Annotated in this window: 14 protein-coding genes and 1 pseudogene; 10 read left to right on the forward strand and 5 right to left on the reverse strand. The window is 70.6% G+C overall.

The annotated features are described in order from the left end of the window. Nucleotides 1-2 precede the first annotated feature (2 nt). From PY257_RS05505 to apbC, 3 genes and pseudogenes are all read right to left on the reverse strand, one after another. A complete protein-coding gene (locus tag PY257_RS05505; protein ID WP_275739710.1) occupies nucleotides 3-278 on the reverse strand; it encodes a hypothetical protein in 276 nt (91 codons plus the stop codon). Then, nucleotides 275-826: pseudogene (locus tag PY257_RS05510) on the reverse strand (molybdopterin dinucleotide binding domain-containing protein); the annotation flags it as partial. The pseudogene PY257_RS05510 and the gene PY257_RS05505, both read right to left, overlap by 4 nt. Before the next feature lie 6 nt (nucleotides 827-832). Then, a complete protein-coding gene (gene apbC, locus PY257_RS05515) occupies nucleotides 833-1,924 on the reverse strand; it encodes an iron-sulfur cluster carrier protein ApbC (protein WP_275739715.1) in 1,092 nt (363 codons plus the stop codon). A gap of 181 nt (nucleotides 1,925-2,105) precedes the next feature. On the opposite strand from apbC, the gene PY257_RS05520 reads away from it, so the two are divergent. The 3 genes from PY257_RS05520 to metG are packed head-to-tail and all read left to right on the forward strand — an operon-like array spanning nucleotide 2,106 to nucleotide 6,064. Further along, nucleotides 2,106-2,663 carry a restriction endonuclease gene (locus PY257_RS05520; RefSeq protein WP_275739717.1) on the forward strand — a complete coding sequence of 186 codons (558 nt, stop codon included), beginning with the start codon at nucleotides 2,106-2,108 and terminating at the stop codon, nucleotides 2,661-2,663. Then, nucleotides 2,660-3,913 (forward strand): patatin-like phospholipase family protein, encoded by a 1,254-nt coding sequence (locus PY257_RS05525; RefSeq protein WP_275739719.1) that lies wholly within the window; start codon nucleotides 2,660-2,662, stop codon nucleotides 3,911-3,913. Before PY257_RS05520 ends, PY257_RS05525 begins: the two co-directional genes overlap by 4 nt. 60 nt (nucleotides 3,914-3,973) lie before the next feature. After that, nucleotides 3,974-6,064 carry a methionine--tRNA ligase gene (gene metG, locus PY257_RS05530; RefSeq protein ID WP_275739721.1) on the forward strand — a complete coding sequence of 697 codons (2,091 nt, stop codon included), beginning with the start codon at nucleotides 3,974-3,976 and terminating at the stop codon, nucleotides 6,062-6,064. 93 nt (nucleotides 6,065-6,157) lie between these two features. Here the strand turns inward: metG and PY257_RS05535 are convergent, their stop codons facing one another. Then, nucleotides 6,158-6,679 carry an outer membrane protein assembly factor BamE gene (locus PY257_RS05535; protein WP_275739723.1) on the reverse strand — a complete coding sequence of 174 codons (522 nt, stop codon included), beginning with the start codon at nucleotides 6,677-6,679 and terminating at the stop codon, nucleotides 6,158-6,160. A gap of 15 nt (nucleotides 6,680-6,694) precedes the next feature. Here PY257_RS05535 and PY257_RS05540 point away from each other — a divergent pair, with 15 nt between their 5' ends. From PY257_RS05540 to queE, 7 genes are all read left to right on the forward strand, one after another. Continuing rightward, nucleotides 6,695-6,913, forward strand: a complete 219-nt coding sequence (locus PY257_RS05540) for a DUF3460 family protein (protein ID WP_275739725.1) — start codon at nucleotides 6,695-6,697, stop codon at nucleotides 6,911-6,913. A gap of 90 nt (nucleotides 6,914-7,003) precedes the next feature. Further along, entirely contained in the window at nucleotides 7,004-7,855 is an 852-nt protein-coding gene (locus PY257_RS05545) for a segregation and condensation protein A (RefSeq protein ID WP_275739728.1), read from the forward strand. A gap of 4 nt (nucleotides 7,856-7,859) precedes the next feature. Beyond that, on the forward strand, nucleotides 7,860-9,602 hold the full coding sequence (locus PY257_RS05550; protein ID WP_275739729.1) for a ClcB-like voltage-gated chloride channel protein: 1,743 nt from the start codon (nucleotides 7,860-7,862) through the stop codon (nucleotides 9,600-9,602). A gap of 133 nt (nucleotides 9,603-9,735) precedes the next feature. Then, nucleotides 9,736-10,614 carry a 3-methyl-2-oxobutanoate hydroxymethyltransferase gene (gene panB / locus PY257_RS05555; protein WP_275739731.1) on the forward strand — a complete coding sequence of 293 codons (879 nt, stop codon included), beginning with the start codon at nucleotides 9,736-9,738 and terminating at the stop codon, nucleotides 10,612-10,614. A gap of 90 nt (nucleotides 10,615-10,704) precedes the next feature. Next, nucleotides 10,705-11,541 (forward strand): pantoate--beta-alanine ligase, encoded by an 837-nt coding sequence (gene panC / locus PY257_RS05560; RefSeq protein ID WP_275739733.1) that lies wholly within the window; start codon nucleotides 10,705-10,707, stop codon nucleotides 11,539-11,541. 15 nt (nucleotides 11,542-11,556) lie between these two features. Continuing rightward, nucleotides 11,557-11,916, forward strand: a complete 360-nt coding sequence (locus PY257_RS05565; protein ID WP_275739735.1) for a 5-carboxymethyl-2-hydroxymuconate Delta-isomerase — start codon at nucleotides 11,557-11,559, stop codon at nucleotides 11,914-11,916. A 99-nt stretch (nucleotides 11,917-12,015) separates the two neighbouring features. Next, entirely contained in the window at nucleotides 12,016-12,654 is a 639-nt protein-coding gene (gene queE / locus PY257_RS05570; protein ID WP_275739738.1) for a 7-carboxy-7-deazaguanine synthase, read from the forward strand. A 106-nt stretch (nucleotides 12,655-12,760) separates the two neighbouring features. Here queE and PY257_RS05575 read toward each other — a convergent pair whose 3' ends face one another. Next, the gene (locus PY257_RS05575) at nucleotides 12,761-14,419 is read right to left on the reverse strand and encodes a methyl-accepting chemotaxis protein (protein WP_275739740.1); all 1,659 of its coding nucleotides are present in this window, start codon (nucleotides 14,417-14,419) and stop codon (nucleotides 12,761-12,763) included. Nucleotides 14,420-14,462: the final 43 nt, after the last annotated feature.

The following is a 14,462-nucleotide window of genomic DNA, read 5'->3' on the forward strand; positions in this document are numbered from 1 at the left end:
CATCATGCCGCGCCGCCGTCCTGCGCGCCCAACTCGACGCAATACGCGCGCCCGGCGTCGGTCAATACGGCGCGCCAGCGGCCCTCACCCTCTTCCATCTCGACGCGCACCCAGCCTGGACCGGCCACGCCGCCCATCGCGGCGGTGCCCATCCCCGAGAGCGCGCGCATGAGCACGCTCGCACCCTGCCCCAGCCGCTTGCCCAGGCGCGGCAGCGAGAGCGCGCCGCCCGGTTCGCCGGCCAGCTCCCGCAGGATGGCGTGGGCGAGCGGCGTCATGCCGTGGCGGCGGTTTCGTCTGCCTGCTCTGCGGTGGCCATGGCGTGCGGCACCAGCACCACGGGAATGGACTTGGACGTGGGCGTGCCCGGGTTGAGGGCCACCGATTCGAGCGGCACGAGCGGGTTGGTCTCGGGGTAGTAGGCCGCGAGGTTGCCGCGCGGGATGTCGTAGGCCACGAGCTTGAAGCCGTCGGCGCGGCGCTCCTGGCCGTCGGTCCAGACGGTCCTGATGTCCACCCAGTCGCCATCCTTCAAGCCCATGGCGCGGATGTCCTCGGCATGGATGAACAGCACGCGGCGCTGGCCGAACACGCCGCGGTAGCGGTCGTCCATGCCGTAGATGGTGGTGTTGTACTGGTCGTGCGAGCGCGTGGTGAACAGCGCGAAGACGGTGGTGTCGCGCATGCGCGCGCGGGCCTGGTGCACGGGCGTGTCCTGCGGCACCGGGTGGGCGAAGAAGCCGGCCTTCTTCGACGCGGGCGGGTCGATGCCCATGGAGATGTGCGCCATGCTCATCGAGTCTTCCACCGTCACGCCCTGCGGGCCCGCGCCTCAGGTGTCCTTGCTGATGGTGATGCTCGGGAACTTCGCGGAGAAGTCCTTTGCCTTCACCGCCACCTTCACGGCCACCGCGCGGGCAACCTCTTTGTAGGTGCGGGCGATCTCGCCTTCGGGATCGGCCGCCACGGTGGGCGCGCCGCCGTCGGCCTGCTCGCGGATGCGGATGTCCAGCGGCAGCGCGCCCAGGTAGTCGATGCCGTATTCCGCCGCCATGCGCTGGCCGCCGCCGGCGCCGAAGATGTGCTCCACGTGCCCACACTGCGAGCACACGTGCACGGCCATGTTCTCGACGATGCCGAGGATGGGCACGCCCACCTTCTCGAACATCTTGATGCCCTTCTTCGCGTCGAGCAGGGCGATGTCCTGCGGCGTGGTGACGATCACCGCGCCCGTCAGCGGCACGCGCTGCGCCAGCGTGAGCTGGATGTCGCCCGTGCCCGGCGGCATGTCGACGATGAGGTAGTCCAGGCCCTTCCAGTTGGTCTGGCGCAGCATCTGCTCCAGCGCCTGCGTGGCCATGGGGCCGCGCCAGATCATGGCCTGGTCGGGCTCCACGAGGAAGCCGATGGACATCACCTGCACGCCGTGGGCGGAGAGCGGCTCCATGGTCTTGCCGTCGGTGCTTTCGGGCTTGCCCGCCACGCCCAGCATCATGGGCTGGCTCGGGCCGTAGATATCGGCATCGAGCAGGCCCACGGCGGCACCCTCGGCGGCCAGGGCCAGCGCGATGTTGACGGCGGTGGTGCTCTTGCCCACGCCGCCCTTGCCCGAGGCCACGGCGATGATGTTCTTCACCTGCGGCATCAACTGCACACCGCGCTGCACGGCGTGGGCGACGACGCTGGTGGTGATGTTGACCGACACGTTGTCCACGCCCGGCACCTGTCGCACGGCAGCCACCAGCGCGCGGCGCAGCCCGGGCACGAGGCTCTTGGCCGGGTAGCCCAGCTCCACGTCGAAAGCCACGTCGCCGCCGGCGATGCCGAGGTTGCGCACGGCACGCGTGGATACGAAATCGCGCTGGGTAAGCGGGTCCTGCACGCCGGCGAGCGCATCGAGGACCGATTGTTCAGTGACTGCCATGGAAAGTTGCTCCGGTACCGCCCGCAGGCACCGCGGAACGCAGGCGGGCGCAAGGGTTCGTAGTCTATAGAACAGTGCATACCCTTAGCCTTGTTGGCCCGCGCTGCTCTGCCGCGACAATGGCGGCTTTTGCCCGGGCCTGCCCCGGCACGGTTGAAGAGGTATCCGCTTGAAATTCCAGATGGCCCCCAACTCCCTGTTCGCGATCCTGCTGCGCTCGCCGTGGTGGATCAGCTTCGCGCTGGCGGCGGCCATCGTGCTGGCGGCGTTCGCGGCGCTGCCCGCCGCCTACGCCGTCTTCGGCGCGCTGGGGGCCCTGCCCATGGCGGTGGTGGGCGCGGTGGCGGCATGGCGCCAGCGGCATGCGCCGAGCGCGCGCCGCGTGGACGCCACGCTGCGCGCGGTGCAGGGCATGGCCTGGCGCGAGTTCGCCGCCGCGCTCGAAGCGGGCTTGCGCCGCGACGGCTACGTCGTGCGCCGACTGCCGGGCCCGCAGGCCGACTTCCTGCTGGACAAGGCAGGCCGCGCCACGGTGGTGGGCTGCAGGCGCTGGAAGGCCGCCAGCCATGGCGTGGAGCCGCTGCGCGAGCTGCGCGACGCGCAGGCCGCGCTGGATGCCCAGGGCGCGATGTACGTGGCCGCCGCCGGCGCCTTGAGCGACAACGCGCGCAGCTTTGCCGGCGAACACGGCATCGCACTCGTGCAGGCGGGCGAGCTGGCGCGCCTGCTGCGGGCATGACGCCGGGCATGGGCAGCCTCCAGCAGCCGCCGCCCGCCCCGCCCCAGACCGGACTGCTGCTGACGGGCGGCGGTGCCCGCGCGGCCTACCAGGTCGGCGTGCTCGAAGCCCTGAGCACGCTGCGGCGCGAATGCGCCGCGCAGGGCGCGGGCAACCCGTTTCCGATCATCGCCGGCACATCGGCGGGCGCCATCAACGCGGCGGCGCTGGCCTGCGGCGCCGACGATTTCGAGCATGCGGTGCGGCGTATCGCACGCGTGTGGCGCAACTTCCACGTCCAGCATGTCTACCGCGCCGACTCGCTGAGCGCGCTGCGCAGCGGCGCACGCTGGATCACGCTGCTGTCGCTGGGCTGGGCGCTGGCACGCTGGAGCCGGCTGCGCCCGCGCTCGCTGCTCGACAACGCGCCGCTGGAGCAACTGCTGGCCCGCATGGTGCCGCTGGCGCGCCTGCCCGCGCTGATCCGCCAAGGCCACCTGCGGGCGCTGGCGGTCACGGCGTCGAGCTACACCTCGGGCGAGCACGTGACCTTCTTCGAGGCCGGCGAGCGGCTGGAGCCCTGGGTGCGCTCGCAGCGCCACGCGGTGCACACCCGCATCACAGCCGACCACCTGATGGCCTCGTCGGCCATTCCGTTCCTGTTTCCCGCCGTGGCGCTGGACCTACAGGGACGGCCTGCGTACTTCGGCGACGGCTCCATGCGGCAGGTGGCACCCATCGCACCGGCCATCCACCTGGGCGCCGAGCGCGTGCTGGTGATCGGCGCGGGCCGCATGCACGAGCCGCACGAGGCCGGGGCCCTGCAGGCCCAGGCCAGCTACCCGACGCTGGCGCAGATCGCGGGGCATGCGCTGTCCAGCATCTTCCTCGACACGCTCTCGCTGGACGTGGAGCGTGCGCGGCGCATCAACCAGACGCTCTCGCTGATTCCCGAAGAGGTGCGCACGCGCAGCGCGCTGCGGCCCGTGGAACTGCTGGTGATCGCGCCCTCGCAGCGGCTCGACGCGCTGGCAGCGCGGCACCTGGGCGCGCTGCCCGCCACGGTGCGCGCACTGCTCGGCGTGCTGGGCGTCTCCATCCAGAACAGCGATGCGCGCGGCGCCGCGCTGGCCAGCTACCTGCTGTTCGAGCCCGGCTACACGCGCGAACTGATGGCCCTGGGCCGCGCCGACACCATGCGCCAGCGCGAGGCGGTATGCCGCTTCTTCGGCTGGAGCCTGGAGCAAAACAAGCCGCAAACGCATGCGTAGACAGCGCCGACACCCTCATAAAATCATGGACTCCCCGCAGCAGTCCCAAAGACGCTACCGATGACCACCACCCGCCGCAAAATCTTCGCCACCACCGCCCTGCCGTACGCCAACGGCAACTTCCACATCGGCCACATCATGGAATACATCCAGGCCGACATCTGGGTGCGCTTCCAGCGCATGATGGGCCATGCGGTGGACTTCGTGGGCGCTGACGACGCGCACGGCGCGCCGATCATGATCGCGGCGGAAAAAGCCGGCAAGACGCCGCAGCAGTTCGTGGCCGACATCGCCGCCGGGCGCAAGCAGTACCTGGACGGCTTCCACATCCAGCACGACAACTGGCATTCCACCGACAGCCCGGAAAACACCGCGCTGGCGCAGGCCATCTACCTCGACCTGAAGGCCGCCGGCCTGATCGAGACCCGCGCCATCGAGCAGTTCTTCGACCCCGAGAAGAACATGTTCCTGCCCGACCGCTTCATCAAGGGCGAATGCCCGCGCTGCCACGCCCGGGACCAGTACGGCGACAACTGCGAGGTCTGCGGCGCCGTCTACGCGCCCACCGACCTCATCAACCCCTATTCGGCGCTGTCGGGCGCCAAGCCGGTGCTCAAAAGCTCGGAGCACTTCTTCTTCAAGCTCTCCGACCCGCGCTGCGTGGCGTTCCTGGAGGATTGGACGCAGAACGGCGAGCACGTGCAGCCCGAGGTGGCCAACAAGGTGCGCGAATGGTTCAGCGTGCGCACCAACCCCGACGGCAGCACCAGCGAGGGCCTGGGCGACTGGGACATCAGCCGCGACGCGCCCTACTTCGGCATCGAGATCCCGGACGCGCCGGGCAAGTACTTCTACGTCTGGCTCGACGCGCCCGTGGGCTACCTTGCGTCGCTGAAGAACCTGCTGGAAAAGCGCGGCCAGGATTACGACGCCTACATGGCGGACCCGCAACTGGAGCAGTACCACTTCATCGGCAAGGACATCGTGACCTTCCACACGCTGTTCTGGCCCGCGATGCTCAAGTTCAGCGGCCGCAAGACGCCCGACAGGATCTGCGTGCACGGCTTCCTGACCGTGAACAACGGCGAGAAGATGAGCAAGAGCCGCGGCACCGGCCTGGACCCGCTGAAGTACCTGCGCCTGGGCATGAACCCCGAATGGCTGCGCTACTACCTGGCCGCCAAGCTCAACGGGCGCAACGAGGACATCGACTTCAACCCCGAAGACTTCATGGCCCGCGTCAACAGCGACCTGGTGGGCAAGTTCGTCAACATCGCCAGCCGCGCGGCGGGCTTCCTGGGCAAGCGCTTCGGCGGGCGGCTGGGCGCCCTGGGCGGCCCGGGCCAGGCGCTGCTGGCCGCGCTGCGCGCACAGGCCGACGTGATCGCCGACGCCTACGAGCGGCGCGACACGGCCCGCGCGGTGCGCGAAGCCATGCTGCTGGCCGACCGCGTGAACGAATACGTCGATGCCAACAAGCCCTGGGAACTCGCCAGGCAGGAAGGCCAGGATGCGCGCCTGCAGGAGGTGTGCAGCACCTGCATCGAGGCGTTCCGCGTGCTGGGCATCTACCTCAAGCCCGTGCTGCCCGCGCTGGCCGCGAACGTGGAGGCTTTCCTGGACGTGGTGCCGCTGCGGTTCGCCCACGCGCAGGCGCCGCTGGGCGCGGGCCACGTCATCGGCGCCTACCAGCACCTGATGCAGCGCGTGGACGTGCAGCAGATCGAGGCATTGTTCGAGCCTCCAGCGCCCGCGGAACAAGCGCCAACAGCTACCGAAACAATAGCACCAGGGGGCGAGGCCATTGCCGGGCCCATCACCATCGACGACTTCGCCAAGGTGGATCTGCGCATTGCCAGGATCATGAAGTGCGAGGCCGTGGAAGGCTCCTCCAAGCTGCTGCGCCTGACACTCGACGTGGGCGAGGAAGAACCCCGCAACGTCTTCAGCGGCATCGCCAGCGCCTACCGGCCCGCGCAGCTCGAAGGCAAGCTCACCGTGATGGTCGCGAACCTCGCGCCGCGCAAGATGAAGTTCGGCGTCAGCGAAGGCATGGTGCTGGCCGCCAGCCACGGCGACGAAAAGGCCCGGCCCGGCATCTACGTGCTGGAGCCCTGGCCCGGCGCGCAGCCCGGCATGCGGGTGCGCTGAAAACCTGAACAAGAGCCTGCCCATGGCCTGGCCCACGCAGTTGGCCAGGAACGGGCCGGCCACGCCGAGCACGATGGTCCGGAGCCACCGTCACTACCGACCGTCGCGCAGCTCCAGCGCGCTGTCCGAGCGCAGCACGTGGTAGCCGCTGTCGAAAGTCACCGTGAAGACCATGGGCGTGTTCGGCGGATCGATGTAGCGCCAGTCCCACGCGGTTTCCTGCTTGAGCGCGAAGCTCATCTTCCGCGCCGGCTTGCCCAGCATCCTGCGCACCTGCTCCATCGGCATGCCGGGCACCACCTTGGCGAAGTTGTGCGGCGCCAGCACCTGGCGCAGCGCGCTCATCCGGCCGTCCGGGCCGATGGTGACCATATAGTTCTGGTGGCCTTCGGGCTGGCGGTTGTATTCCAGGGTGCGGGCGCCGCCGGGCTCGTCCCACACGTTCTCGGGCTGGCCGAAGCGGGCGCGCACGTCGGCCTCGGTGGAGGTGCCCTCCTCCAGCTCGCGGATGCGCTGCTCGTCGCAGCCCGCGGCCAGCATGGCCAGCACGCCAAGCGCCAGTGCCCCCACGGCACGGCGGCGCGCGCCGCGCCCGGTAAAATCATGTGCTTCCATAAGGCTTGAGAGTCTATGTCCATCTTCAACCGCCCCCACTACACCTCCGACGCCACCCGGTTCATCGAACAGATCAAGGCCGACCGCCCCGAGTTGGAGGCGCAGCAGCGCGCGGGCCGCGCCCTGTTGTGGGACAAGAAGGTGGACCGCGCGGCCTGGGCCGAGTACCGCCAGGCGCGGGTGCCGCAGAAAGCCTACGTCTACCAGACCGAGGCGGGCAGCGGCAACGACTGAGGCGCCACCGCCATTGCCGCCGGTTTCATACGAAATCGGCCCGCAGCGCAGGAAAATCCTGCGGCGGAAGCTATTGATAATATAGCAACCATGACCTCCGAGGCCCTTGCCGCCGACGATGCTGCCGCGCCCGCGGCGCTCGCCATGCCCGAGGTGGTGGACCAGGTGGCGCTGGCGCGCCTGTACGGCGAGCCGCTGTTCGCGCTGCCGAGCGACCTGTACATCCCGCCCGACGCGCTGGAGGTGTTCCTCGAAGCCTTCGAGGGCCCGCTCGATCTGCTGCTCTACCTGATCCGCCGGCAGAACTTCAACATCCTCGACATCCCGATGGCGGCGCTCACGCGCCAGTACCTGCGCTACGTGGACGAGATCCGCAGCCGCAACCTGGAGCTGGCCGCCGAGTACCTGCTGATGGCGGCGATGCTCATCGAGATCAAGTCGCGCATGCTGCTGCCGCCCAAGAAGAGCGCCGAGGGCGAGGAGGCGGAAGACCCGCGCGCCGAACTGGTGCGCCGCCTGCTCGAATACGAGCAGATGAAGCTGGCGGCGCAGCGGCTGGGCACGCTGCCGCAGTTCGGGCGCGACTTCCTGCGCGCGCAGGTCCATATCGAGCAGAGCCTGCGGCCGCGCTTTCCCGACGTGCACGTGGCCGATCTGCGCGAGGCGTGGCGCGACATCCTGCGCCGCGCCAGGCTCGTGCAGCACCACAAGATCACGCGCGAGGAACTCAGCGTGCGCGAGTACATGAGCCAGGTGCTGAAAGCCCTGCAGGGCCGCCGCTTCGTCGGGTTCGAGGACCTGTTCGACCCGGCCAAGGGCACCACGGTGCTGGTGGTCACCTTCATCGCGCTGCTGGAGCTGGCCAAGGAAACGCTGATCGAGATCACCCAGGCCGAGGCGTTCGCGCCCATTTATGTGCGGCTGGCGTTCACGCCAGCCTGAAACCATGCAGGCAGGGCTCGCGCAACGGCTGCTCGCGTGGCGCCTGCGGCTGCAGCAACTGCTGCGCATCACCGACTGGCAGGTCACGCTCCTCTGGGCCATCGCGGCGGGCGTGCTGGGGGCGCTGGCCACCGAGGGCTTCCGGCTGGCGCTCGACGGGCTGGACCGGCTGGCGCTGGGCCGGGGCGGCAGCCTGGTGGCGATCGCCCGCAGCCTGCCCGTGTGGGCGCGCATCCTCGTGCCCACGGCGGGCGGCCTGGCCGCCGGCCTGCTGCTGGCATGGGCGCACCGCGGCGCGCGGCAGCCGGAAAGCGCCGACTACATGGAAGCCATCGTGGTGGGCGACGGGCGCATCCCGGTGGCGCAGACGCTCGCGCGCAGCGCATCGTCGCTGGCCAGCATCGCCAGCGGCGGCTCGATCGGGCGCGAGGGCCCGATGGTGCAGCTCGCCGCGCTCGGCGCATCGCTGCTCGGGCGCGCGCTGCGCCTGCCCACCGAACGGCTGCGGCTGCTGGTGGCCTGCGGCGGGGCGGCGGGCATCACGGCGGCGTACAACGCGCCGATCGCGGGTGCCTTCTTCATCGCGGAGATCGTGCTCGGCTCCATCGCCATGGAAAGCCTGGGGCCGATCATGGTGGCCGCCGTCGTCGCCAACATCGTGATGCGGGCGCTGCCGGGCTACGCGCCGGCCTACGAGATGCCGGCCTTCCCCGTGGTGACCGGGCCCGAGGTGCTGCTGTTCGCCCTGCTGGGCCTGCTCGTGGGGCCGGCGGCGGCGCTCACCTTCCGCGGCCTGCACGCGGCGCGCGCGGCGTTCGCGCGCGTGCCGCTGGCGCTGCCGTGGCGGCTGGCGCTCGGCGGGCTCGTCGTGGGGCTGATTTCGGCGGCGGTGCCCGAGGTCTGGGGCAACGGCTACAGCGTGGTCAACGGCATGCTGCACCAGCCCATGGCCTGGCTGCTGCTGGTGGCGCTGCTGGCGGCCAAGGCCGCCGCCACGCTGGCCACCGTGGGCTCGGGCGCGGTGGGCGGCATGTTCACGCCCGCGCTGTTCTTCGGCTGCGCCATCGGCACGCTGTTCGGCCAGGCGGCGCAGGCGCTGTGGCCCGGCGCGGCGTCCGCGCCGTTCGCCTACGGCATCGTGGGCATGGGCGCGTTCCTGGCCGCGGCCACGCAGGCGCCGCTGATGGCGGTGCTGATGATCTTCGAGATGACGCTGAGCTACGAGGTGATGCTGCCGCTCATGGCGACCAGCGTAGTGGCGTACTTCATTGCGCGCTCGATGCGCGCGCCCTCGATGTTCGGCATCACCGCGATGCGCCGTGCGCAGGAGGATCAGCGCCTGCGCCTGCGCGCGCAGCACATGCGCGACCTGGTGCAGCCCGCCGAGACGGTGGTGGGCCCCGACGCCGGTGTGCAGGCGATGAGCCGGCTGTTCCTGCAGTACCCGGTGAAGTACCTCTACGTGGTCGACGCCGCGCAGCGCTACCTGGGCGTGGTGCCGCTCAAGGCGCTGGGCGCGCAGGCCGCGGGCGGCGCCGCACCCGCCCTGCGCGCCGCCGACCTGCTGACGCAGGAGATCGCCCCCCTCACCGCCGACATGGCGCTCGGCCCCGCGCTGCAGCGCTTCCTGGACCACCGCGGCGAACGCCTGCCGGTGGTGGAGAGCGCCGCGCACCCGGTGCTGATCGGCGTGGTGTACAAGAGCGCGCTGCTCGACACCTACGTGCGGCTGAGCGACCAACGATAATCCTGGAAACGGCAGTTGACCGCTTCGTATCCCTTGCAACGCCGCATGGCACCCCGATCACGGCACCGGCAGGCGCATCCAACTGCCGGTTCCAGGATAATGCGCGCGGATTTCAAGCAGGAGACATGACGCCATGGCCGACACCGCCACCCCCGCCACCCCCTACGGGACACTGCCCCCCGCCGCCACGCCCGCCACGCGCAAGCCCGTGAGCCTGCCGCGCCTGGGCGAGATGCGCGCGCGCGGCGAGAAGATCGCCATGCTCACGGCCTACGACGCCACCTTCGCTGCGCTGGCCGACGGCGCGGGGGTCGATTGCATCCTCATCGGCGACTCGCTGGGCATGGTCTGCCAGGGCCGCCACAGCACCGTGGGCGTGACGCTCGAAGCCATGCGCTACCACACCGAATGCGTGGCCCACGGCGTGCGCCGCGTGCAGGGCACGGCCTGGGTGGTCAGCGACCTGCCGTTCGGCAGCTACCAGGAGTCGCGCGAGCAGGCGCTGCGCAGCGCCGCCGTGCTCATGGAAGCGGGCGCGCACATGGTCAAGCTCGAAGGCGGCGGCTGGACCACGGATACGGTGCGCTTCCTGGTGGAGCGCGGCATCCCCGTCTGCGCCCACCTGGGGCTGACGCCGCAGACCGTGCACGCCCTGGGCGGCTACCGCGTGCAGGGCCGCGGCGACGAGGCCGCCACGCGCATGCGCGCCGACGCCCACGCGCTGGCCGACGCCGGCGCGGCGCTGCTGGTGCTGGAGATGGTGCCGGCGCAGCTCGCCGCCGCACTCACCGCCGAGCTGCCGCACTGCGCCACCATCGGCATCGGCGCGGGCCGCGGCACCGCGGGCCAGGTGCTGGTGATGCACGACATGCTCGGCATGAACCTGGGCCGGATGGCGCGCTTCGTGCGCAACTTCATGCAGGACGCCGACGGCGTCAGCGCCGCCATGGCCGCCTACGTGCGCGCCGTGAAGGACGGCAGCTTCCCCGACGACGCGCTGCACGCCTGGTAAGCCGGCGCGCGCGTCTTCCCCCGATCTTCCTTCTCCCCTCTTTCCCCCGATCTTCCCTTTTCGCCCGGACACCGCACCGACACACCGCCCATGCAGATCACCCGCACCATCCCCGAACTGCGCGCCGCCCTGGCCGGCTACCTGCGCCCGGCCTTCGTGGCCACCATGGGCAACCTGCACGACGGCCACCTGGCGCTGGTGCGCCAGGCCCGCGCCCTGGGCGACGTGAGCGTGGCCAGCATCTTCGTCAACCGCCTGCAGTTCCTGCCGCACGAGGACTTCGCCACCTACCCGCGCACGCTGGAGGCCGACTGCGCCCGGCTCCAGGCCGCCGGCTGCAACGTGCTGTTCGCGCCCGCCGAGGAGGTGCTCTACCCCGAGCCGCAGACCTTCAAGGTGCTGCCCGACCCGGCGCTGGCCGACATCCTCGAAGGCCAGTTTCGCCCCGGCTTCTTCACCGGCGTGTGCACGGTGGTGATGAAGATGCTCTCCTGCGTGCAGCCGCGCGTGGCGATCTTCGGCAGGAAGGACTACCAGCAACTGCTGGTGCTGCGCCAGATGGCGCGGCAGTTCGCCCTGCCCGTCGAGGTGGTGGCCGGCGAGACGCAGCGCGCCGGCGACGGCCTGGCGCTGTCCTCGCGCAACGGCTACCTGAGCACCGAGGAGCGCGCCGAGGCCGTGCAGCTCTCGCAGACCCTGCAGGCCATGGCCGCCGCCGTGCGCAGCGGCGAGCGCAACCTGGCGGCCATCGAGACGCGCGCCATGGAGGCGCTCACCGCGCGCGGCTGGAAGCCCGACTACATGGCGCTGCGCCGCGCCGCCGACCTGCAGCCGCCCAAGCCCGGCGACGCGCTGGTGGTATTGGGCGCCGCGCGGCTGGGCAATACGCGCCTGATCGACAATCTGGAAATCCCAACCACCCCCTGAAGCGCGACAACCACCATGCCCCACCTGACCATCGAATATTCCGCCAACCTCGCCGCCCTGGCCGACACGCCGGTGCTGCGGGAACTGAACGCCGCCGTCACGTCCAGCCCCGAGGTGCCCAACGAGGCTGGCCTCAAGACCCGCCTCGTGCCCATGGCCGGCTTCCAGGTCGGCACCTCCACGGAGCCGCGCGCCTTCATCCACGCCCAACTGCGCCTGCTCGCGGGCCGCTCCCCCGAGGCCAAGCGCGACCTGGCGGGCCGCGTCGCGGGCGTGCTGCGCCGGCTCGCGCCGCGCCCCGCGGGCGTGCTGGTGCAACTGAGCGTGGAGGTGGCGGACATGGACCGCGACTCCTACGTGCAGGAAAAGCTCTGACACCTCCGCCGAGCGGCTCCGCGGTGCTTGCTGGCATGGCCTGCTGCGCGGCCCCTCGTGCCGCTCGTGGTTCATGGGGCGCGCGGTGGAGCAACTGAGATGGCCTACAGCGTCAAGGAAATCTTCTACACCCTGCAGGGCGAGGGCGGGCAGGCCGGCATGCCGGCGGTGTTCTGCCGCTTCGCGGGCTGCAACCTCTGGAGCGGGCGCGAGCAGGACCGCGCCAGCGCCGTCTGCCGCTTCTGCGACACCGACTTCGTGGGCACCGACGGCACGCTGGGCGGCAAGTTCGCCTCGGCGCAGGAACTGGCCGCGCGCATCGCCGCGCAGTGGCCCGCGGGCGACGGTGCCCACCGCCTGGTGGTACTGACCGGCGGCGAGCCGCTGCTGCAGGTGGACGCGCCGCTGGTGGACGCGCTGCACGCGCAGGGTTTTCGTGTCGCGGTGGAGACCAACGGCACCGTGGCCGCGCCGCCCGGCATCGACTGGCTGTGCGTGAGCCCCAAGGCCGGCGCGCCCTGGGTGCAGCGCGCGGGGCAGGAGCTCAAGCTCGTCTGGCCGCAGGAAGGGCTGGACCTCGATGTCCTGGAAACGCAGGGGCAGTTCACCCACCGCTTCCTCCAGCCCATGGACGGGCCGGCGCAGGCCGCAAATACCGCGCTGTGCATCGCCGCCTGCATGCAGCGCCCCGCATGGCGCCTGAGCCTGCAGACGCACAAGCTGACAGGGATACGCTGAACCCGGCCACGGCCCACGAAAACAGATACTCCCGGGGAGTATCAATTCCTACCGCCCGGAAATACTGCGGCGGCAGATAGGCAGGGGGGGGAGTATCCTTTCGGCTTCAGCGAATCCGCAGCGCGGACGCCGCGTTGGCCACGCTGGCCTGCGGCGCCGCCCGCGGCGGCATGGCCACCATGGGCATTGCGCCGCCCAGCGCCAGCCCGTCGCGCAGCTTGAACTGGCTGACCGCCCGCGTGAGCTGCTGCGCCTGGTCGCGCAGCGATTGCGATGCGGCGGCGGATTGCTCCACCAGCGCCGCGTTCTGCTGCGTCATGCGGTCGAGCTGCTGCACCGACTGGCTCATCTGCTGGATGCCGTCGTTCTGCTCGGCGGCGGCGGCGGTGATCTCGCCGATGATGTCGTTCACGCGCTGCACGCTGGAGACGATCTCGGTCATCGTGCCGCCGGCCTCCCGCACGAACCGCGAGCCGTCCTCCACCTTCTCCACCGAGCCGCCGATCAGCGCCTTGATCTCCTTGGCCGCCTCGGCGCTGCGCCCGGCCAGGCTGCGCACCTCGCCGGCCACCACGGCGAAGCCGCGGCCCTGCTCGCCCGCGCGCGCGGCCTCCACCGCCGCGTTGAGCGCCAGGATGTTGGTCTGGAACGCGATGCCGTCGATGACGCCGATGATGTCGGCGATCTTGCGCGAGCTGGCGCTGATCTGGTCCATGGTGGTCACCACGTTGGACACCACCTTGCCGCCGCGCGCCGCCACCTCGGCGGCGGTGGAGGCGAACTGGCTGGCCTGGCGCGACGACTGCTCGCTCTGCTGCACCATGCCCGTGAGCAGTTGCATGGACGACGCCGCTTCCTGGAGGTTGGCCGCCGTCTGCTCGGTGCGCGTGCTCAGGTCCTGGTTGCCCGAGGCGATCTCGTGGCTGGCCGTGGAGATGCTCTCGGCCGCGGCCTGCACCTGGTACACCAGCTTGCGCAGCGCTTCCTGCATGCGGCCCATGGCGGCGACGAGCTGGCCCACCTCGTCCTGGTTGTGCGCATGCACGTCGTGCGACAGGTCGCCCGCGGCGATGCGCTCGGCCAGGTCGCGCGCCTGCCCGAGGGAGCGCGTGATGGAGCGCACGGTGAACAGCGTGAGCGGCAGCAGCACCACCAGCGCCAGCACCAGCAGTCCGCCGATCAGGCCCGCCATCGTGGCCGTGTGCGCCTCCACGTCCTTGCGCGCCTCGTCCATCTGGCCGCGCGCCGAGGCGGCCAGGCCCACGAGCAGCTTGTCGGCGCCGTCCGCGTGGGCCCTGACCTTGTTGGCATAGGCCAGGCCGACGGCGCCGTCGATCTGCGCGCGCTCGATCTGCTCGAACACCGGCACGATGCCGGTTTCGTACTCCTTGATCTGGGCCAGCGCCTTGTCGATGGCGCCGACGAATTGCGCGTCCGCCTTCTGCACCGTGCGCACGTCGCCCAGGCGCTGGCGCAGCGCGGCCAGCGTCTTGGTCCACGCCTCGCGCAGCGAGGCCACTTCGATGCTGTTGACGAAGTTGAGCAGGATGTCCTTCTCGCCGCGCCGCAGGTCGCCGAGGATGGTGCGCAGGTCCGACATGTCGGTCAGCGTCTGCACGCGCTGCTCGAACAGCACCTGGAGCGTGCCCTTGGTGCGGTCGAGCGCCACGTAGCCCAGCGCGCCGATGACCACCAGCAGGACGAGCGAAAAGATGGTCCCGAAGTAGAGCCGGATTTTGATGGAGAGACGGCCGAGCAAGTCCATGGCGCATCCTTGTAAGAGTTCGATACCGGTTTCAAGCAAGGGC

The organism is Curvibacter soli, from assembly GCF_029211125.1.
GTDB lineage: Bacteria > Pseudomonadota > Gammaproteobacteria > Burkholderiales > Burkholderiaceae_C > Curvibacter_A > Curvibacter_A soli.

Bases quoted from the DNA above. Each gene is read 5' to 3' on its own strand.
- PY257_RS05525 (WP_275739719.1), top strand. From the start codon at position 2,660: ATGACGCCGGGCATGGGCAGCCTCCAGCAGCCGCCGCCCGCCCCGCCC.
- queE (WP_275739738.1), top strand. From the start codon at position 12,016: ATGGCCTACAGCGTCAAGGAAATCTTCTACACCCTGCAGGGCGAGGGC.
- PY257_RS05565 (WP_275739735.1), top strand. From the start codon at position 11,557: ATGCCCCACCTGACCATCGAATATTCCGCCAACCTCGCCGCCCTGGCC.
- apbC (WP_275739715.1), bottom strand. From the start codon at position 1,924: ATGGCAGTCACTGAACAATCGGTCCTCGATGCGCTCGCCGGCGTGCAG.
- PY257_RS05545 (WP_275739728.1), top strand. From the start codon at position 7,004: ATGACCTCCGAGGCCCTTGCCGCCGACGATGCTGCCGCGCCCGCGGCG.
- PY257_RS05550 (WP_275739729.1), top strand. From the start codon at position 7,860: ATGCAGGCAGGGCTCGCGCAACGGCTGCTCGCGTGGCGCCTGCGGCTG.
- PY257_RS05505 (WP_275739710.1), bottom strand. From the start codon at position 278: ATGACGCCGCTCGCCCACGCCATCCTGCGGGAGCTGGCCGGCGAACCG.
- PY257_RS05535 (WP_275739723.1), bottom strand. From the start codon at position 6,679: ATGGAAGCACATGATTTTACCGGGCGCGGCGCGCGCCGCCGTGCCGTG.
- PY257_RS05575 (WP_275739740.1), bottom strand. From the start codon at position 14,419: ATGGACTTGCTCGGCCGTCTCTCCATCAAAATCCGGCTCTACTTCGGG.
- metG (WP_275739721.1), top strand. From the start codon at position 3,974: ATGACCACCACCCGCCGCAAAATCTTCGCCACCACCGCCCTGCCGTAC.
- panC (WP_275739733.1), top strand. From the start codon at position 10,705: ATGCAGATCACCCGCACCATCCCCGAACTGCGCGCCGCCCTGGCCGGC.
- PY257_RS05520 (WP_275739717.1), top strand. From the start codon at position 2,106: ATGGCCCCCAACTCCCTGTTCGCGATCCTGCTGCGCTCGCCGTGGTGG.
- panB (WP_275739731.1), top strand. From the start codon at position 9,736: ATGGCCGACACCGCCACCCCCGCCACCCCCTACGGGACACTGCCCCCC.
- PY257_RS05540 (WP_275739725.1), top strand. From the start codon at position 6,695: ATGTCCATCTTCAACCGCCCCCACTACACCTCCGACGCCACCCGGTTC.